Annotated in this window: 21 protein-coding genes; 7 read left to right on the top strand and 14 right to left on the bottom strand. The window is 39.9% G+C overall.

Going from position 1 to position 20,177, the window contains the following annotated elements; translation table 11 throughout:
* The first annotated feature begins 7 nt into the window (after positions 1-7).
* Positions 8-139, top strand: coding sequence for a hypothetical protein (locus MKY45_RS10705; protein ID WP_256706186.1), 132 nt, complete (start codon positions 8-10; stop codon positions 137-139).
* A gap of 121 nt (positions 140-260) precedes the next feature.
* On the opposite strand, the gene MKY45_RS10700 is transcribed toward MKY45_RS10705, so the two are convergent.
* The 4 genes from MKY45_RS10700 to MKY45_RS10685 form a co-directional block, all read right to left on the bottom strand.
* A complete protein-coding gene (locus MKY45_RS10700) occupies positions 261-863 on the bottom strand; it encodes a YczE/YyaS/YitT family protein (RefSeq protein WP_374705747.1) in 603 nt (200 codons plus the stop codon).
* A gap of 182 nt (positions 864-1,045) precedes the next feature.
* Positions 1,046-1,768 carry an amino acid ABC transporter ATP-binding protein gene (locus MKY45_RS10695; protein WP_256706309.1) on the bottom strand — a complete coding sequence of 241 codons (723 nt, stop codon included), beginning with the start codon at positions 1,766-1,768 and terminating at the stop codon, positions 1,046-1,048.
* Positions 1,768-2,418: an amino acid ABC transporter permease gene (locus tag MKY45_RS10690; RefSeq protein WP_175297054.1), complete on the bottom strand. Its 651-nt coding sequence runs from the start codon at positions 2,416-2,418 to the stop codon at positions 1,768-1,770. Before MKY45_RS10690 ends, MKY45_RS10695 begins: the two co-directional genes overlap by 1 nt.
* Positions 2,419-2,543: 125 nt before the next feature.
* The gene (locus tag MKY45_RS10685; protein WP_193062015.1) at positions 2,544-3,356 is read right to left on the bottom strand and encodes a transporter substrate-binding domain-containing protein; all 813 of its coding nucleotides are present in this window, start codon (positions 3,354-3,356) and stop codon (positions 2,544-2,546) included.
* Between the two features lie 311 nt (positions 3,357-3,667).
* Here MKY45_RS10685 and MKY45_RS10680 point away from each other — a divergent pair, with 311 nt between their 5' ends.
* Positions 3,668-3,997 carry a hypothetical protein gene (locus tag MKY45_RS10680; RefSeq protein ID WP_042533662.1) on the top strand — a complete coding sequence of 110 codons (330 nt, stop codon included), beginning with the start codon at positions 3,668-3,670 and terminating at the stop codon, positions 3,995-3,997.
* 43 nt (positions 3,998-4,040) lie between these two features.
* On the opposite strand, the gene MKY45_RS10675 is transcribed toward MKY45_RS10680, so the two are convergent.
* The 3 genes from MKY45_RS10675 to MKY45_RS10665 all read right to left on the bottom strand — a co-directional run bounded on the left by MKY45_RS10675 (position 4,041) and on the right by MKY45_RS10665 (position 6,514).
* Positions 4,041-4,985, bottom strand: a complete 945-nt coding sequence (locus tag MKY45_RS10675; protein WP_042533661.1) for a bile acid:sodium symporter family protein — start codon at positions 4,983-4,985, stop codon at positions 4,041-4,043.
* 455 nt (positions 4,986-5,440) lie between these two features.
* Complete coding sequence (locus MKY45_RS10670; protein WP_256706185.1) at positions 5,441-5,563, bottom strand: hypothetical protein; 123 nt, start codon at positions 5,561-5,563, stop codon at positions 5,441-5,443.
* Between the two features lie 204 nt (positions 5,564-5,767).
* Complete coding sequence (locus MKY45_RS10665; protein ID WP_256706184.1) at positions 5,768-6,514, bottom strand: sulfite exporter TauE/SafE family protein; 747 nt, start codon at positions 6,512-6,514, stop codon at positions 5,768-5,770.
* 299 nt (positions 6,515-6,813) lie between these two features.
* Between MKY45_RS10665 and MKY45_RS10660 the strand changes: the two genes are divergently transcribed.
* The 5 genes from MKY45_RS10660 (at position 6,814) to MKY45_RS10640 (ending at position 12,598) form a co-directional block, all read left to right on the top strand.
* Positions 6,814-8,538 (top strand): ABC transporter substrate-binding protein, encoded by a 1,725-nt coding sequence (locus MKY45_RS10660; RefSeq protein WP_256706183.1) that lies wholly within the window; start codon positions 6,814-6,816, stop codon positions 8,536-8,538.
* Between the two features lie 185 nt (positions 8,539-8,723).
* Entirely contained in the window at positions 8,724-9,680 is a 957-nt protein-coding gene (locus tag MKY45_RS10655; protein ID WP_042533658.1) for an ABC transporter permease, read from the top strand.
* Between the two features lie 17 nt (positions 9,681-9,697).
* On the top strand, positions 9,698-10,618 hold the full coding sequence (gene opp4C, locus MKY45_RS10650) for an oligopeptide ABC transporter permease (RefSeq protein ID WP_256706182.1): 921 nt from the start codon (positions 9,698-9,700) through the stop codon (positions 10,616-10,618).
* 4 nt (positions 10,619-10,622) lie between these two features.
* Positions 10,623-11,612, top strand: coding sequence for an ABC transporter ATP-binding protein (locus tag MKY45_RS10645; protein WP_256706181.1), 990 nt, complete (start codon positions 10,623-10,625; stop codon positions 11,610-11,612).
* Positions 11,609-12,598 (top strand): ABC transporter ATP-binding protein, encoded by a 990-nt coding sequence (locus MKY45_RS10640; protein WP_042533655.1) that lies wholly within the window; start codon positions 11,609-11,611, stop codon positions 12,596-12,598. Before MKY45_RS10645 ends, MKY45_RS10640 begins: the two co-directional genes overlap by 4 nt.
* A gap of 49 nt (positions 12,599-12,647) precedes the next feature.
* On the opposite strand, the gene solA is transcribed toward MKY45_RS10640, so the two are convergent.
* The 7 genes from solA to MKY45_RS10605 all read right to left on the bottom strand — a co-directional run bounded on the left by solA (position 12,648) and on the right by MKY45_RS10605 (position 20,172).
* Entirely contained in the window at positions 12,648-13,793 is a 1,146-nt protein-coding gene (gene solA / locus MKY45_RS10635; RefSeq protein ID WP_341172911.1) for an N-methyl-L-tryptophan oxidase, read from the bottom strand.
* 22 nt (positions 13,794-13,815) lie between these two features.
* Positions 13,816-14,289, bottom strand: a complete 474-nt coding sequence (locus MKY45_RS10630) for an acyl-CoA thioesterase (RefSeq protein ID WP_256706179.1) — start codon at positions 14,287-14,289, stop codon at positions 13,816-13,818.
* 36 nt (positions 14,290-14,325) lie between these two features.
* Positions 14,326-16,062, bottom strand: a complete 1,737-nt coding sequence (locus MKY45_RS10625; protein WP_341172910.1) for a class I adenylate-forming enzyme family protein — start codon at positions 16,060-16,062, stop codon at positions 14,326-14,328.
* Positions 16,063-16,214: 152 nt separating this feature from the next.
* Entirely contained in the window at positions 16,215-17,066 is an 852-nt protein-coding gene (locus MKY45_RS10620) for a metallophosphoesterase (RefSeq protein WP_341172909.1), read from the bottom strand.
* Positions 17,067-17,180: 114 nt separating this feature from the next.
* Positions 17,181-17,921 (bottom strand): esterase family protein, encoded by a 741-nt coding sequence (locus MKY45_RS10615; protein ID WP_341172908.1) that lies wholly within the window; start codon positions 17,919-17,921, stop codon positions 17,181-17,183.
* A gap of 17 nt (positions 17,922-17,938) precedes the next feature.
* The gene (locus MKY45_RS10610; protein WP_193062008.1) at positions 17,939-19,108 is read right to left on the bottom strand and encodes an ATP-grasp domain-containing protein; all 1,170 of its coding nucleotides are present in this window, start codon (positions 19,106-19,108) and stop codon (positions 17,939-17,941) included.
* A gap of 236 nt (positions 19,109-19,344) precedes the next feature.
* On the bottom strand, positions 19,345-20,172 hold the full coding sequence (locus MKY45_RS10605) for an alpha/beta hydrolase (RefSeq protein WP_042533648.1): 828 nt from the start codon (positions 20,170-20,172) through the stop codon (positions 19,345-19,347).
* Positions 20,173-20,177: the final 5 nt, after the last annotated feature.

The following is a 20,177-nucleotide window of genomic DNA, read 5'->3' as shown; positions in this document are numbered from 1 at the left end:
GGCTCATTTGAAGGGATCTTATGTTGTTCTTATTATTCTTCTTCTGATTCTCCTGACAGGCTTCTTTACCTGGTTATGGCTGCAGAACTTTAATGAGAATCAAGAAAGTATTGCAGCTTTAGTTGATTACTTAGTATAAATATTGGAAAAAGGACCGGTTGAGCCGGTCCTTTTTTTGACACAAGTATATCTATTTTTCTAATACGCACATACGATTTCCCTGCCTCTGCTCTGTATCAAGCCGCTTTCTTTTTAAATCCTTAGGAAACATGGGTTTCCTTTCTTTTCTTATTTTGGTTGTATTCTACCTTTAAAACAAACTCCCCCATTTTTAAATAAGTAGCTTGAAATATCGGACTTTGAATGAATGTAAAAATAAATGTAAAGATAAATACCGGTCCACCAATAATCCACCCTATAACAAGCACACTGCATTCCGTGATAATCCGGACTCTGCCAATCGGCGCTTTCAATTTATCTGCAAGCGAAAGCATAAAGCCGTCACGCGGGCCGGATCCGACACCTGCCGCATTATACAGTCCTCCGCCAAACCCCATGATACAAATACCAGCTAATATAAATAGAATGTCCACCCACGTATTGGTCGCTTCCGGAAGAATTCCTGTCCAATGATAGAAATCCACAAATGACCCTACAAGAACGGCATTAAAAAAAGTACCTGCCTTTATGTATCTGCGGTCTAAAATAAAACAGACAACAATTAAAATCATGGAAATTATAATATTCCATGTTCCAATTGTAAACCCGACCCTTTCAAACATCGCGACATTTAATACATCCCACGGGTGGATGCCTAAATGCTGCATATTAATGGTCAGTGAAATACCGCCGCTGAAAATCATTATTCCCAGCAAAAAAAATAACCATCGAAATGATTTAACCAAAATAAGCTCCCTTCTTTCCAGATGAAATAATTCTTGAGGATATATCCATAATTATAATAAGTATACGCTTTTTGGGAGGAAATAAAAAGAGCAGGTTTACCGATGATTGGAGGAATCATGAAACCAGCTCTCTTCTATAATTATAAAACTTTATTTAAGAAGTCTTTAGTTCGCTCAGACTCTGGATTATTGAAAATGATATCCGGTGTATTTTCTTCCATAATAATACCTTCATCCATAAATAATACTCTATCCGCAACCTCTCTGGCAAATCCCATTTCATGTGTGACCACCACCATTGTCATGCCTTCTTTCGCAAGCTGCTTCATTACCTCCAAAACCTCACCGACAAGCTCCGGATCAAGTGCAGAGGTTGGTTCATCAAAAAGCATCATTTTCGGTTCCATAGCAAGAGCTCTTGCTATCGCTACACGCTGCTGCTGTCCTCCGGATAATTGGGACGGATACTGATCTGCTTTCTCAGCAAGTCCCACCTTTTCTAATAAAGCTTCTCCCCTTTGCCTTGCTTCTTTTGGAGAAAGCTTCCGAACCTTTTGAGGTGCAAGCATCACATTTTGAATCACCGTTTTATGCGGAAACAGATTAAACTGCTGAAAAACCATTCCAACTTCTGTTCGAATCATATTAATATCTGTTGCCCTATCCCTTATATTGTAGCCGTCTACAATCACATCTCCGCTTGTAATTTCCTCTAATAAATTAAGACACCGTAAAAACGTACTCTTACCTGATCCGCTGGGCCCAATCACACACACGACTTCTTTTTCTTCCACTTCACAATGAATTCCTTTTAAAACCTCATTATCTCCAAAACACTTGTGTAAATCCTGCACTGTAATCATCAATACTTCAACCTTCTTTCTATATAACGCAGCAATAAGGACAGACTGAAATTAATTACTAAGTAAAACAAAGCTACTGTTGTATAAATCTCTACTGCGTTAAAATGATTCGATGCTATATATCTGCCCTGGAACATTAATTCTGGAACTAATATAACAGACAATAAGGAGGTATCTTTAATACTGATAATAAATTGATTACCAAGCGGCGGTATCATTCGCTTAAAAGCCTGTGGCCAGATAATATAACGCATTGTCTGGTGTTTATTTAGTCCTAAAGAACGTCCAGCCTCCATTTGCCCTTTATCAATCGAATCAACCGATCCGCGAACGATTTCTGCAATATATGCTCCAGAGTTTATCGCAATAACAACAACTCCGGCAGTAATGGAATCCATATTGTACTGGGTAATAATTGGTAATGCAAAGAAAATCCAAATAGCTTGAACAAGTACCGGTGTGCCTCGAATAACTTCTACATAAATAGATGCAATAATAAAAAAGAATTTATTTTTTGATATCCTGCCTAAACCGAATATAGCGCCTAAAGCAAAACCAATTAATAAGCCAATAATAGAAATTAATAGCGTATAATATAAGCCTTTACCTAACTGCGGTAAAAAATCAATTACCTGTGTAAAATCAAACATTTCCTCACCTCTCTGGTACATAAAATAAGGAGCCGTGCATAAGATTGCCAGCTCCTTATTTTATCCCTGCCAAGTCAACTGCACTAATGGTTCGCTTTTCAATTAAGCATTTGTTGCTTTATTTCTTACTCCGAAGCGCCAAACCATTTATCATAGATCTCATCATATGTTCCGTTTTCATGTAACGTTGCCAATGCATCGTTAATCGCAGCTACTAATTCATCATTTCCTTTTGAAATTGCAATACCATAATCTTCTGCCTGATAAGTATCACCAACTGCTTTTAATCCATCACCAGTTGTTGCAATATAGTACTCTACGTTAGGAAGATCATATACGGCTGCATCAGCACTCCCATTTTCAACTGACATATATACTTGATCCAGCTGTTCATAAGTATCAATGGTCTTATCCTCCAGGTTTTCCTCTAAAAATTGTGAACTGGTAGATCCTAACCGGGTTGCAATTGTTTTTCCTTCTAAATCCTCTAAACTATTAATATCCTTATTATCCTCTGGGACAGCAATGGTGATACCGGATTCATAATAAGGATCACTGAAATCCACTGTACCTTTTCGTTCTTCCGTAATACTTATTCCAGCAACGGCAATTTCAAATTGCCCTGTTTGTAAACCTGGAATGATCCCATCGAAATTCGTTGTTTGAATTTCTCCATCAATTTCGAATCCCGCTTCTTCTGCAACTGCAGTAATTAATTCAATATCAAAACCAACTAGCTCCCCATCCTCCATAAATTCAAATGGAACGAAAGAATTATCACTTACAACAGTGTACGAATCATTTAAATCATAATCACCGTTGTCTGCGTCTGCTTCCCCATCATCTCCTGAAGTATCATCTCCACCACCACACGCAGCTAAAACTAGTAATAAAATAAGTGCCAGCATGAAAACCCAAGTTTTCTTTTTACTAAACATCCAAAAATACCCCCTACGAATTAGTTTCATTTATATGGATAAAATAAAGTACCATACATCTAAGTATAACAAAATTCTATTTTTATTAAAAATTCATTATTAACCCATATTTCAGAAAATATATGCAAATTTTGTGATTTCACCTCATCACCCGCTGATTACGTTCTTTAAACTTGGAATTCATCGGAAATCCTTTCTTTTTCATAGGTAAATCCCCAAATTCAGGTTTCTCAAGCAAAAATAACCGGAATCTGTTATACTGTTTTTGAAAGTGAATGATCCGGCAATTTACACAGGAGGAAAGAATCCGTATGGAAGAAAGTATCTCCATTTTGAAATGGAAAGCATTTGTTGAAAATAAACAGAGAAAAAAATTATTAGTGAAGGTAATCTGGAATGATACAGATAAATTAACGCTGCTTATTCCCCCAAACATGAAAGTAAATGCTTTTATTAAGGATGAAAAAGAAGGATTCCTTTTTTATGATATAGAAGGAAAATCAATTTCAGGACCTATTCCGTCCATCCTCCCCAGCAGTGCATTAGAGGACGGACAAATTCTATTAAAAGCAATATCTGATGGAACGGTAACCGCCTATGGAGAAAAAATAAATAAGAATGAAATGAACGCTTTACATTAAAAAATCTCTAGAGATAGAATATCTATCTGCTAGAGATTTTTTGTTAATGATTCGTTTTATCATCATATTTTGACCAGAATGTGGCAAGCACCGGACCAGAAATATTGTGCCAGATGCTAAAGAGCACACTTGGCACAGCAGCTATCGGCGTAGCGGAAAAGAATGTTAATGCTAAGGTGGAGGCAAGTCCAGAGTTCTGCATACCAACCTCAATAGAGACTGCCTTTTGATCTGAAAAGTTCAATTTAAACAGTCTGGCAATCGAAAAACCAAGCAACAATCCTAATAGATTATGCAGCACAACGACACCAAAAATAAGTAATCCAGATGTTGCTACGGCCTCTTTATTTACAGATACAACTGCTGCGGCGACGGCGACGATACCAATCACAGAAACAAGCGGCAGTACAGAAATACTTTTTTCTACTTGTTTACTGAATAATAACCGAATCACAAACCCTAAAATAATTGGAACAAGGACAACCTGTAATATTTGGATAAACATATCCTTAAATGAAACCGGCATCCATTGGTTCGCCAATAGAAGTGTTAATGCCGGGGTCAACACAGGCGCCAATAAAGTGGATACCGTTGTTGCGGATACAGATAAGGCCGTATTCCCTTTCGCTAAGTATGTAATGACATTGGATGCCGTTCCGCCAGGTGAACACCCTACAAGAATAACACCGACTGCAATTTCAGGCGGCAACTGAAAAACAACAGCCAAACCATATGCTAAGAGCGGCATGATAATATATTGTGCAAGTACAGTAATGAATACACTTTTAGGAGCTTTTAATACATCCTTGAAATCTTGAGGTGTAAGTGTCAACCCCATCCCAAACATAATAATTCCTAATAAAATACTTACATGCGGCGCAATCCAAGTAAATCCGCCTGGAAACAGAAAACTGACGATGGCAAATAAAATAACCCATAAAGCAAAGGTATTACCTGCAAAGGCACTGATTCTTTCTAAAATCTTCACTTTCAAATCCTCCTAAAAATACGTTCATTAATGGCTTCTTATCATAAAAATTCAAATAATTCAATCTTCTATCCCCTGAAAGAAAGAACTCAATGGAAGCCACATTGCATTTCTCCTTTTTAGCAAGAAATAAAAGATATTTCTTTATCATACCAAATATCAAATAAATACGTCTAGACCTTTTGTAAAAAATCACTGAATAAAAAGGACAGACCATTTTCATTTACTCTCACACAAGAAAAAATCTTGTCTTCTCTCTCCTTTTGAGTTAGTGATATCGGCTGTTAGTGTGGTGTTCAAAACGATTTAAGAATTGAACAATACCTATAATCATAAATCCATTAAAAAATACCAAAATACTCATTATTTGAATGATTTCGTATTTTTGATAAAGTGATATTTTGCATAAATACATGTCTCTTTTATCTCACTAATGCATAATAAATTACATAGAGCTATCCAAAAACACCATGAATAATAGCCCATAGAATAGATTGATTTACACTCCAAGAGATAGTTATAGCCAATACAGAACCGAACCCAACTCCAGTTTTCACTACGGAATCTTTGCTATTCATATTCTCTCCACCCTTTCATTCCAGATAAATGAATCCTTTGATTGTTCTTTTCCTTTTTTCAGTACTTCATTAACTATTTATTTCAGAATCGTAAGAAAGTATGAACCTTTCCCTTTTTAAGTTATTGAACTATTTTTAGATACAATACAAACCATAAAAATCGACTGCTCTCCTCCAGAATAACGGCTGTTTCTCATATATTTTTTAATTAAAAATCAAGTTCAATCCGCCAAGTGTTGCGAAAATTAAAATCAACAGGGTGAATACCCGCTGCGGAATAAAATTCAGTATTTTTGCTCCGGCAAATGCGCCGGCTAAAATAATCGGCACCATCATCATATTGACAGTGAAAGTATCAAACGTAATCATATCGAGATGAACATAAAAAGGAAATTTAATCAAATTTACTGTCAGAAAGAACCAGGCGCCTGTTCCAATAAATGCTTTTTTCGGCAGCCCTTTTACCAGCAGATAAATAGTCATTATCGCGCCTGCAGCATTTCCGACCATCGTAGTGAATCCTCCAAGAATCCCCATAAAAACTATAAACAATAGCGAGTTCGGAAGCATCTCATTAAAGCGGGCACCCAGCTTTTGCCGAATAAAATTCAATGCAATCATCATTAATACAATGACACCGATAACCGGTTTTAGCTGCGCATCATCAATATTCTGCAAAACAAAGAAGCCCATAATAATCCCAATCAATACCCACGGCACCAGGCTGATTAAATATTTCCATACCACATTCCTTCTATAATATGTAACCGCAAACAAATCACCTGCTAACAGCATCGGCAGCAAAAATCCGACAGAATCTCTCGCTGGAAAGACGAACATAATTAAGGTTACTGCTAAAATAACTAAGTTTGGCAGACCAGATTTAGAACATCCTATCAGCAAAGCACACAGGCCAATCAGCATCCAATCCAGAAATCCGAGCTCTAACATCCTTCTTCTCCTTTATATTCTATTATTCTCGTTCTATGCTTCGTGTGGTTTAAGTAAAAAATAATCTGCGTTAAGCATATAATAATCCGGCTTGTTGAAACAAGTATTACTACTGCTTCTCCTGTTCTAATTAAAAATTATTCTGAATCGGAAAACCTTTCGATACTTAGCTTCTCCCAATATTTTCATAAAAAATCAGATTAACAGAAAAATCTTACTTTAAATCCCCTGTTGACTTATCGGGTTTATGAGGTTAAATTATAGTTATTCATTAAAACTATATGCAGGGAGGAAATTCAATGAAAGTTCCAAAGTACTATTTAATTTTGTTTACCGCACTTATTTTATTTTTAGCAGCATGTAATACGGAAATGGGAGGTGACGAAGAAAGTGAAGCTGCCCCAACCGAAGAAGGTGAACAAGGATTAGATGTTGTAGAAGATACAAAAATTGAAGCAAGTGATCCGGACAGCTCTCCAGAACTAGCACTTAATCGAGGCAATACAGTAGTTGTCGGTCTGCAAGAACCAGGCGGTGTATTTACACCATATTTTAATACAAGCGGTTATGATGGCAATGTACAATCCGTTATGTTCCCTCCCTTGGTTGATATTGATGAAACGGGTGAACCTTACCCTCGTCTAGCTGAAGATTGGGAAATTTCTGATGATGAACTAACTTATACATACCATTTAAGAGATGATTTAAAATTTGATGATGGATCAGATTTTACTGCAGAGGATGTAGCATTTACTATCACGCTTCTTCATGACCCATCCTATCCAGGTTCCACGGATATCACTGAAGCCAATGTAGTCGGCGGACTGGATTACAAAGAAGGCAATGCAGAAGAAATTGAAGGCATAAACGTCATTGATGACCAAACAATCGAATTCCAGCTGGAGGAGCCCAATGCAAGAGCATTAACCATGCTTGGCGGTCAAATTCTCAGCGAAGAATACTATGGTGCTGATTATTCAAAAGGTGATTTAGATTATATTAGTGATTATCATCTAGAACCAGTCGGTGCTGGTCCGTTTAAATTTGAAGCTTATAATCCAGGGGAAGAAATCCGCTTCACTTCTAACGGGCATTACTATAATGGCGAGCCGGAAGTAGATACATTTATTTATAGAACCTCTGAAGGAGATTCACAGCAATTCTTCCAAACTGGGGAATTAGATTATAGTACTTTCCCGGCAGATCAGGATAATTTTGAATTATTGCAGTCTTTAGGTTATGCAAATATTGACCTTTATACGTCATCCAATTATAGCTACGTTGCATTTAACCATGAGTCTGAAATTTTCCAGGATCCTAATGTCCGTATTGCTTTCAATCTTGGGCTGGACCGTCAGGCATACATCGATACACGGTTCCAAGGCTATGCTGAATTAGCCAATGTCCCTGTTGCACCTGTTTCATGGGCTCACACAGATGACATTGAAGCATTCCCGTACGATCCGGAAGAAGCAAAACGGTTGCTGGAAGAAGCAGGCTGGGAAGAAGGATCTGATGGCATTCGTGAAAAAGACGGTGAGAAATTAAGAGTTTATTTCTTTACAACAGATGGAAGCGGCGGAAATGATATCTTCGTCACTTTAGCACAGGAAAATTACCGTGAGATTGGGGTTGACCTGCAAATTGAACAAATGGACTTCAATGCATTATTATCTCGCGTAGACAACGGAGACCATGATCTTGTATCTTTCTCCACTACGATGCAGCCAGATCCGCATATTGGTGTAGAGGCGTTTCACTCAGAATATAATGACAGCACCTTTCGAGGTTATGATAATCCAGAAGTGGATAAATTGATTGATGCTGCCGTAGCTGTCAGCGATATTGACGAACGCGCAGAAGCTTATCATGAATTATATGCAAAACTGCAAGAGGATCCGCCGATGATCCTGCTTAATTATAATAAAGTATTAGCAGGTACAAATGCACGGGTGGAAGGTTTTGAACCAAACGGCATTCGCGGCATCGCACCAAGCTTGGAGCTTTTGAGAATCGCAGAATAATAAAACCGGAATAAATAGTTAAGCAGTGATTATTCATACAGGTCCAATGATATAAAGCAGTTGATTCCTGTCTTCATCTTAGATAGGAATCTTCTTGCTTTTTTATAGAAATAATAACTTTTTACATATTGTTTTTTAAAATTTGCAGCCTTGTATCAATCATGAGTTAAAAGGAGGGCATCAACATGAACAATTATTTTGTCAAACGGTTACTTTATTTAATCCCAACGCTGATTGGCGCATCTATTCTTATTTTCTTTTTGTATTCCTTGATTCCAGGAAATTTCATTGATACGGATCCAAATTTAACAGCGGAAAGAAAAGCGGAATTATATGCCCTGTACGGTTTTGACCAGCCTACCATTACCCGCTACTTTATTTGGCTGGGAAATTTATTTCAGGGAGATTTAGGTTACTCCCTTCAATTCCAGCGACCTGTTACGGAAGTTCTTAATGATTACATATGGAGCTCTTTTATCGTTGCTTTTGCATCTTTATTCTTAACATGGGGAATCGCACTTGTTATCGGGGTTATCTCAGCAACGAAACAATATTCTTTTTTTGATTCCTTTGTGACGATTCTTGTTTTCGGAGCGATGGCCATCCCCTCTTTCTTTCTCGGTCTAATCGCTATTAAATTTTTTGCTGTTGACCTAGGCTGGTTTCCTGCCGGCGGTATGACAACTTCAGGAGCGGATTATACTGGTTGGGCCCGTATAAAAGATATCGCAGAGCATATGGTGCTTCCTGTCATTGTTTTGACCATGCTTGGAATTGGCGGCCTGACCAGGTATTTCCGAACAAATATGCTGGAAGTAGTAAAACAGGATTTTGTGCGTACCGCAAGAGCAAAAGGGTTAAAGGAAAAAGTTGTTATTTATAAACACGCATTAAGAAATGCCCTTCTCCCCGCCATCACTTTATTTGCTTTTGAGCTTCCGGCACTATTCAGCGGAGCAATTATCACAGAGCAGATTTTCAACTGGCCGGGAATCGGCGCTATCTATATGCAGGCTTTTTCTGTAAGGGATTACCCTTTATTAATGGGCTTTACCATGTTTATTGCTGTACTAACTGTTATTAGTAATTTAATCGCAGATATTCTATATGGAATTGCTGACCCTCGTGTCAGAGTTAAATAGTAGAGGGGGCGAGCACAATGGCTTATTCAAGTAATGAAATGATTCAATCAGGTCACACTGTTCAAAAATCTTCTTTATGGAAAGAAGTTTTGAAACGTTTTTTAAAAAGAAAAATGGCTATTGCCGGATTACTTATTCTTTTATTAGTGTTTTTATTCAGTTTCGTCGGGCCTTTCTTTTCCCCATATATGACTGCTGGCACTAACTCGCAAGCTATTCACCAGGCCCCTAATTTATCACACTGGCTTGGTACGGATCACTTAGGAAGAGATGTACTTACCAGATTAATGCTGGCCGGCAGAATTTCCTTGACTGTCGGAATCGGGGCAATGTTCCTGGCCGTAACAATTGGCGGCATTCTTGGTATTCTAGCAGGATATTATGGTGGTATTATCGACCAAATTGTAATGCGTCTTGCTGATATTTTAATGACTTTACCCGGCCTTCCGCTTCTTTTTATCATGGCTGCTATTATGTCAGAGTGGCAGGTGCCGGCAGAGCAAAGATTATATATTGTTATGATTATGTTAAGTCTGGTAAACTGGCCAAGCCTCGCGCGATTGATCCGCAGCCAGGTTCTCAGTTTAAGAGAAAGAGAGTTTATGGTAGCAACCGAAGTATTGGGGCTGCGTGATAAACGAAAAGTATTAAATCATCTTCTCCCAAACGTCGTTCCTTTATTAATTGTAACGGCTACATTAAGTGTCGGGGGAGCTATTTTAAGCGAATCGGTATTAAGCTTCTTCGGATTGGGTGTTGTCCCGCCGACTGCCTCATGGGGAAACATGATTAATACAGCGAATACGTTAATCGATTTTACCAACAGACCATGGCTTTGGATTCCTCCTGGTGTAGCCATTTTCATTACGGTTATTGCGGTAAATCTATTAGGCGATGGACTGCGCGACTCCATTGATCCAAACATGAAAGGAAGGTAATTACATGGCACAACAAGAACCGCTTTTATCCGTTCATCAGTTAAAAGCACACTTTCAATCAGAAGACGGATTGGTAAAAGCTGTGGATGGAATCAACTTTGACGTTTATCAAGGAGAAACTGTCTGCATCGTCGGAGAATCTGGATGTGGAAAAAGTGTTACAGCCATGTCTATTATGGGGCTGCTTCCCGATACATCAAAGGTAGAAGGAGAAATAAATTTAGCAGGTAAAGATCTCACCAAGCTTTCGAAAGGAAATATGCGCAGAATTCGGGGAAATGAGCTATCTATGATTTTTCAAGAGCCAATGACTTCCCTAAACCCTGTTATGACAATAGGAGAACAAATGACAGAAGTCTTATTAGAGCATCAGGCGATTTCCAAAAAACAAGCAACAAAGAAATCACTTGAACTGATAAAAATGGTTGGTATTGGACGCGGTGAACAAATTATCAAATCCTATCCGCATCAATTGTCGGGGGGCATGCTTCAACGCGTAATGATTGCCATTGCCCTTGCCTGCGACCCGAAGGTGCTTATTGCAGATGAACCGACAACAGCGCTCGATGTCACGATACAAGCACAGGTATTGAATTTATTACAGGATTTAAAGGAAGAAACAAATATGTCCATGCTGCTGATTACACATGATCTTGGTGTCGTAGCTGAAGTAGCAGACAGGGTTGTAGTAATGTATGCCGGTAAAGTAGTTGAGCAAGGCACGGTGGAAGAGATATTTGCTAATCCGAAGCACCCTTACACAAAGGGTTTATTGCAAGCCAAGCCCGTCCTCGGATCCCGAAAGAAAAAACTGTATACCATTCCAGGGCAGGTTCCGAAGCTGGTTGATTTAAAGCCCTCCTGCTACTTTGCTGACCGCTGTGAACACTGCATGAAGATTTGCACACAGCAAACACCCGAGCTAAAAAGCGATGACAGCAGTGAACATAAAGTCGCCTGCTGGCTTTACGAAAATGAGGTGGTACACAAATGACGCAGGAATCGCTTATTCAAGTCCATCAGCTCGAGAAAAAATATAAAACAAAAGAAAAAATGTTTAGTAAAAACAATGAGTATATCAAAGCCGTTGATAATGTGACTTTTCATATTAAAGAAGGAGAAACATTTGGACTAGTCGGAGAATCTGGTAGCGGGAAAAGCACCATTGGTAAATCAATTCTGCGCCTTCAAGATATTTCCAATGGAGAAATCAAATATCATGGAAAAAATGTTTTTGAATTAGATAAAAAAGAAATGCGTCACTTGCGTACGAAGATGCAATTTGTCTTTCAAGACCCATTCAGCTCTTTAAATCCGCGGTTACGGATTGGCGATGCCCTTGCAGAGCCTTTACTGGACCACGGCTTAGCAACAAAAAAGAATGTGAAGGAAAAAGTGATGGAAACAATGGAACTATGCGGACTGCCGACGTACCATATCAATAAATATCCGCATGAATTCAGCGGCGGTCAGCGTCAGCGAATCGGCATCGCCCGTGCGATGATTATGAACCCGGAATTTATTGTAGCGGACGAGCCAGTTTCCGCACTAGATGTATCCATACAAGCGCAAATTATTAACCTTTTTCAAGAACTGCAGGAAAAAAGAAACTTATCCTATCTATTTATTTCTCATGATTTAAGTGTGGTAGAGCATCTATGCTCCCGGATAGGTGTACTGTATTTGGGTACCATGATGGAACTGGCCAGCAGGGATCAATTATACGAGAACCCGCAGCATCCTTATACAAAAGCATTGCTGTCTGCGGTTCCTATTCCTGACCCGACCAAACGGCGCGAACGTATTTTGTTGAAAGGAGATTTGCCTAATCCCGCATCTCCCCCTTCCGGATGCAAATTTCATACTCGCTGTCCATTTGCTATGGATATTTGTAAAAATGAAACACCAGTATTCAAGGAAAGAGAGCCAGGGCATTTTGTAGCTTGTCATTTAGTAGATCAAGAGAAAGCAAATACTTAAAAACAAAGGTGTATCCTATTAAACAAGCGGGTGCACCTTTGTTTTCATTCTATTGATACCCATCAAATCTATTTAGCTGGAAGCTTTCTAAACTCACTGCCAGTTCCCTATCCGTTAATAACCTGGCTAAGCTTTCCCCAATTCCGCTGGCAAATTTAAAACCATGACCGGAAAATCCGCAGGCAACGACAATATTGGTATTGGTATGCCCCGGCAAATAATCTATAATAAAATCTTCATCAGGTGTGTTTGTATATGTACACACCCTACCTTCTTTAAGGTCTATATCCTTCGAGAAATGCTTACGCGCAAAGGCAAGTGTCTCCTGTTTATCTTCAGAATATGTTCCAAACGGAGCCAGCTCTCCCGGGTCCTCTAAAGGATGCCCTGCATCATGTCTGCCAATTTTCAATCCGGCGCTATCGATACTCGGAAAACCATAATATGTACTTTCCTGGTCAACATGTCCCCAGCCCGGAAACGATTCTTCCGTATAATTCGCTACTTCAGCTGCCGTAAACCAGGAGAATGTCTTCCGCACAGGCGTAAGAGGCAGCGAGATATCGAGCAGCTTTGTCACTTGATTGGTACCCTTTCCGGCAGAGATAAGTAGCTTCTTCCCTTTTATTTCGCCATCGGTTAATTTTACTGTAACTTGATCAGCTGTTGTTTCAATTGCTTGAACAGATCTGTTTGTATATAAATCCGCACCATTTTTTTCTGCTAAGATCCGATAGGCGCGAACAGCATTTTCACTGAACAATACGCCCGAATTTCTCTCAAAATAGCCGACAGCGTCAGCATCTAATTGAAATCCCGGCCAGCGATTGTTAATTTCTTCTGCTGTCATGACATCCAGCGGAAGCTGATATTCCTCTGCTGATTTTTGAACGGTCTCCAAAAACACATTTCCTTTTGCACCAAAATTTAGAACACCAGTCTTTAAAAATATGCGTTCCTCCGTTTTCTCATCCAGCTCTTCCCACAGCTTTTGTGCATGTAATGCCAATGGAACATAATTTCCGCCTTCTCCGTAGGCATGACGGATCAGTCTTGTTTCCCCATGATGAGAACCCTCTTCATGCGGAGGGTCATCGGAATCAATAAGCGCCACTGTTTGGCCCGCTTCTGTTAAATAATAGCCTGCCGACATCCCCATGGATCCCGCACCAATAATAATCACATCGTATTCCATTTTGAGCTTCCTCCCTATTCCTCTAGTCAGCAATTCGCTGTATTTTTTCATACAGTTCTGGATGTGTTTTTCGAAGCTTCACCGGTTTCCACTCCTTATTCACCCACATATGTGTTGTTTTTCCCGTGGTGAGTAATTCCCCGTAAGGTTCATCCGCTGTAGCATGATTTAACCCGTTAGCTTTCCAATCTTCTTCCGTTATTCTTCTCGCTTCATATTCAAAAACTAACCGGATCGGGGAATACTGCTCAATACGTGTGAACAATACAACCAAATCATCAAATCTTGCTGAGCTTTTATATACAGCATTCACGTCCAATACCGGTAAAAGCAGCCCCTCTTCTTCAATCGCATGATAGGACATATCAAAATGCCTCATCCACTCTGTCCGCGCTACCTCAAACCAGGTAATATAGTTCCCGTGATGAACAACCCCCATTTGATCTGTATCCTTGTATTGCACTCGCATTTGGTGCTGATGCCATTCTTGTGCCATTCCTATTTCCTCCTATACGTTTCTCTATCTTACTTATTATGGGCGGTTTAACTTCTCCTCCGCCATTTCCTGCAAACGAAATTTTTGAATTTTTCCAGTGCTTGTCAGCGGCCAAGCAGAAGCTGATATAACCCAGACATATCTAGATATTTTAAAACGTGCCAGCTTATCTGCACACCACTGGACGATTTCTTTTCTCGTAACAGCTTCTCCATCATACACTTCAATAAACGCAGCCCCAATTTCTGTTGTCATCGAATCAGGAACCCCTATCACACCCGCTTGTGCAACGGCTGGATGTTCGGAAATAACCGCCTCTACTTCTCTTGGAGCAACCAGCTCTCCAGAAACCTTATACATTTCTTTACTGCGACCTAAAAGCTGTACATAGCCATTTTCATCTATTCTTCCGACATCGCCGGTACGCAGCCAGCCATCTTTATCAATAACTGCCGTTGTTTCTTCAGGCTTATTATAGTATCCGCTCGTCACAGATGGGCCGCGGACAGTTAATTCCCCAACAGCTCCCGCTTCTAAATCCTTTCCATTTTGCGGATCGATGGTTTTATATTCTGTTGCATGTCCTTGGAACTCCGAAAGCCCGCTGGAACCTGCTAATTTAGGACGCCCTACTCTTGTCGAAATCATTTCTAAAGAATCCCCCAGTTCTGTTGTCACTCCCGAGGAGCTTACCTCCGTCTGTCCATACCCGGTAATCATTTCCGTCAACCCCAGCGTATCCATGGCTTTTTTCCATACGGGAACGGGAGCAGGTGCAGCCCCGCACCACATCGCAAAAAGCGAGGACAAATCAAATGCTGACACCTTTGGATGATTTAATAAGGCTACCAGGGTAGATGGAACACATAAGTAATCATTCGCACGATATTTTTCCATTAATTCCAGTGATTTTAACGGGGATGCTCCAAGCGCAGAAATAAAAGAACCGCCAACAAAAGACATAGCCAGTATCGCTTCAACAATGGCAAAGCAATGATAGAACGGCAATGGTGCAAATGTAATCCGCCCTTTCTCAATAGCCCGGCTGTAGCATGTACTAAATGCACAGCGGAGCAGCATATCATGTGTCAGCATGACTCCTTTAGGACTTCCCGTGGAACCAGAAGTGTACATAATAATAGCTGCTTCATCCGGATATAGGGAGGCATTCCAACGCTGTTTCCATTCTTTATCAGAAACCTCCTGGCCTGCGTGCAGGAAATCCTCCCATTTAATAAAGGAATCCAAGATTTCCGTATCTCCTTCTGTCTCCATGCAGATTACTTTTTCCAGTGAAGCATTATCTTGAAATTCTTTTGTTTGCCATAACGCTGCGACTGTTTGAGCGTGTTGCTTATCCTTCACTGTCTCATGCACAACTAAATGATTCGTATCTGACTGCCGTAATATATAGGTTAATTCCGCTTTCGAAAGCATGGAATTCAGCGGAATGAATACAGCTCCGACCATGGATGAAGCAATCATCAGTGACGGATATGCCACATCATTATCCATCAAAACAGCAAGATGATCGCGCCTTTTCACTCCATTATGTATAAGCGCTTTTGCTATTTCTACAGCATGGTCCCATACATTTTGATAGGTATACGTCATCCCGTTAATATGCATGAAAGCTTGATCCGCATAAGCTTCCACACTTTTTTGAAAATGAGCAGCGATAGTATCCCGATTCCAAACGGGATAACCCTCCAATAACTCCTCTCTTCTCTCATTTACCGTTTTAGCTGTCTTCTGCCCTTGTTGGTTGCCCATGAAAAAGAAAATCCCCCTTAAACTGTCTTTATTTTATGTAAATGCGATTTGTTTTCTATTATATCACTATATATTCCGTAAATTAAATGACAGGTTTTTAGCATAAAAAGAAGCAATACCTTCGTAAAAAAACAGGCATTGCTTCTTTCATGCTATTGTTCCGGTTGAATCGTAATCAAACTGATCTGACTCTGGTTAAGAAATCGTATTGGCAATGCTGAAGTCCCCAGACCGCTGTCAATATACAAATAACGCGCATCACCTAATGGATATACGCCCTTCTGTAATTCCGGCAGCAGTCCCTCATCCGGAGCAACAAGCGCCCCTATGAACGGCAGTCTTACCTGTCCGCCATGAGTATGACCGCTTAACACGATATCCGCATCAACCTCCGGGTATTTCTGAATAACGGCGGGAGCATGAGAAAGTAGAATGGTATATTTATCCGTATCTAAGCCGGAAAAAGCCGAAGACATATCTTCATGATTTGTGGATACGTCATTCACGCCAACCATATTAAACAGCTGGCCATCTTTTTCAAATTGTGTATGTTCATTGCTTAGAATGCGTACTCCTCTCTTCTCTAATCCGGCCAAGAAAGCCTCTTTCTCCGGATTTTCATGCTCATGATTGCCAGTGACAAAATAGGTATCCGGGTTTACCTGTACTAAAGCCTCTGCCAGTTCAAAGGCTATCTCCAGATCTTCTGTTTTACGGTCAATCAAATCCCCTGTCAGCACAATGATATCCGCATCCAGCTCACTTACCTTCTCAAGCACCTGTTCATTCCCTGCTCTGAATACACGGCTATGTACATCCGTTATTTGCAGCACGGATAGCTCTGTACCAGCCTCCAGCTTCACACTGGAAAACTGCTCTCTATTAATCTTAAAAGTGTTTGTATCAAAATATACTTTAATCAGCAATGAAAGCATTGCCAGCAGGAGAACGCTTAATATAATCCCTCTTTTTAAATTGTTTTTGGTTTTCTTAGTTCGTTTCATCTTTTAACCTCTTTATCCATCTATTTTTCAGCAGGGAGCATATAACTGCTCCCTCTACCAAATTTTCCCCATTAAAAAACACCAGCACTTTTATTGTACTAGTGTTTTAGCATTTTAGGAAAACAATTTTTCCAGATAATAAGGCATTTGCTTCCGCCACCAAATCCAATCATGGGAAACATCTTCGCCCCATTCATCAAACCAGGCAGGAATCTGCTTCTCTTCAAACGCTTTTTTCAATGTATAAAATGAAGACAGTCCATCCTGCTCCCAGTCCCCAAGGCCGGTACAGACAATAATATCGGCTGAACGGTAATGATCGATAAACCAGCCATCATTCTGATTCCAGATATAATCACTCGGTGAATTTTCATAGACAAGCGGGTCATTTCCATAATCTCCGAAAAAGAAGCGTGCATCGTATATACCGCTGAGGGCCACCGTCGTCTGAAAAACATCCGGGTGCCTTAAGAAAAAGTTGAGCGCATGATAAGCCCCCATGCTGCAGCCGGTTGTCATCATTGGATGGAACCAGTTTGTTTTATGTTGAATAAATGGAATTGCTTCTGAAATGACATAACGATCGTACGCCTCATGAGCTAATGCGCGGTCATGCGGCGGCTTGGAATCATGCAGCCAGCTCTCGCTATCCACGCTGGCTAACGCGAAAAATTGCACCTTTCCCGCTTCAATAAATTCCTGACACGCATCAATCATTCCAAAATCATAGTATTCATAATGTGACCCGCCGGATGATGGAAACACAATAATTGGTGTACCGCTGTGTCCATATCTGTTTAATGGCATCTCCCTTCCTAATTCTCCGCTCCAATGGCTTAACTGTTCCATCTGCATTGTCAAATCCCCTGTCTCTATTTTTTTCGTTCATGTACAAAACGAGTAATTTCATTAACCTCTTCTTCCGTATCCGCATTGATTGCATAAAATTGATTTCCCTGCAGATGGGCAAATGCTTCCGGCATACGCTCAGCAAACTTTACCCTGTCTCCGAATTTATCACGGATTGCTTTGGTATTGTTTTGGTATTGATAGGCGTCCCGCTGGGTAACTCCAATACAATATTGATTCGGAACATCCGGCTTCTTAAATCCGCTTCCTGTTACCAAAGAAGCATACTGTGCAAATAAATCAATCGAGTAAGCATAGTTATACATATCAATGGTGTAGCCGCCAGCCAGACGGTTATTATACTCCAGCGCCACATAATCTCCATTTTCTAATTGGAAAAACTCAATATGAAAAAAACGTTCCTTCATGCCAAAGATTTTCACAATCGCTTTCCCGTATGCTTCAAGCTTCGGATCAATTTCCTTCTGAATAACATAGAATAGATCCAGCTGCCCCTGAACGAGCTCTAATGTCGGCACATTATATGTAAAACTTGTCTGAAAAGCAATATCTCCATTTTGATCCGTCAGGCCATCAAACGTACACAGCTTTCCGCCTTCCACATAAGGCTCCAGGAAATAAACGGTTGTTTCCTGCCATTCCGCTTCAAAATGACGTATATCTTCATCTGAACTCAATTTAAAGGTCGCAGCCGAGCCGACACCACTATCCGGCTTCGCAATTACAGGAAGCCCTAATTTTTCCACAGCTTTCGACAAATCCTCTTTATTTTTTACGACATAGCCCTCTACCACTGGCACACCAGCTTTTTTAAACAGCTTTTTCATTTCCGATTTAAACTTTACCTTTTTCAAGTCAGCTGTTTTATTCCCATACACATTAAATTGTTCACGAAGCTGCGCATCAAGCTCTAACCAGTGTTCATTATTAGACTCAATTCGGTCAATCGGGCCATGCTTAAAAAACAAAAACGCTACAGCACGCTTTACTTCATCAACATTTTCTAAACTATTGACCCGATAATATTCGCTTAACGATTTTTGTAATTCTGAACCTAATTGATCATAAGGCTCTTCCCCAATTCCAAATACTTGAACGCCTGCACTTTTTAAACGATGCGCAAAAGTCTGAAAATTCTTGGGATAATATGGTGAAATTAGGATATAATTCATATTATTTCTCCTTTCGTTACCTAGGTAAAAATCATTAGATTACCTGTTAAAATACCATTTTTTCAATTTAAAATCAATATAATTTTTAGAAAATTGTCAAATAAGATTAGATAATTAAAAAATACTCGAAAGAAACCGCCGTTTCATCCAATTTGATGAAGTTAATCAACCATGAACCAACTCAAACTCACAATGATTTCCGACGGATTCTATCAATTTTTAAACAGCTATCTCTATCACCAATTTGCACCTAAGAATCGAAAACATTCCGGAAGATGCTTTGACCAGGCTTCCTCATTATGCTCCTCATCCGAAAAAATATTTAAATCGATATGGTCGATAGGAATACCGCCTTTGACCAGCTGTTTATAATACTTTAGCGAACAGTCGATATACGCCTGCTTCATATTACCATACATTAATTGCCGGTCCGCGTCGTCACCCTCCTCTGTCCCGACTTGGACATACACACGCTGTTCCGGATCTAACGTTTCTCTTTCCATATAATGGTCAAATGCTTTGTTAGTAATCCAGTTAGCAAGCGAAAAAATCCCCAGGCCGCCGATTTGATCCTTATATTCAATTCCCATAAAAGCAGAAATATTTCCGCCAAGGGAGCTGCCAATCATTGCCGTATGGTATTTATCTGGTTTAGTTCGATAATGTTCATCGATAAAAGGCTTTACTACTGTCATAATAAATTCAGCAAATTCAGCGCCTCTTCCTCCCAATTCAATATCCTCCGGGAGCGGGCTTTCCGTTATTTTCCATGGTGTATATTCATTAATGCGGTCTCTTTCGCCATTATCAATCCCGACAATAATCATTTTGGGCAAATCCGGATTCCGTTTTATTGCCGGAATCACCTTCCATGAATAACCGCTGTAGGCTTCACTGCTGTAAAAAACATTTTGCCCGTCATGCATATACACAACAGGATAATGCCGATCCTTTTCTTTCCCATAATCCTTTGGCAATAATACCCGCACACGACGGTTCTCTTTTTTATAAGCCATTGGCAGCTCGTGGGATTCCAGCTTTAAATAAAAATAGGATTGTCTCATGTATA

This window comes from Oceanobacillus sp. FSL K6-0251, assembly GCF_038004725.1.
Taxonomy (GTDB): domain Bacteria; phylum Bacillota; class Bacilli; order Bacillales; family Amphibacillaceae; genus Oceanobacillus; species Oceanobacillus oncorhynchi.
The sequence above is the reverse complement of the archived record's forward strand: the minus strand, read 5'-3'. Positions and strand labels throughout refer to the sequence as shown.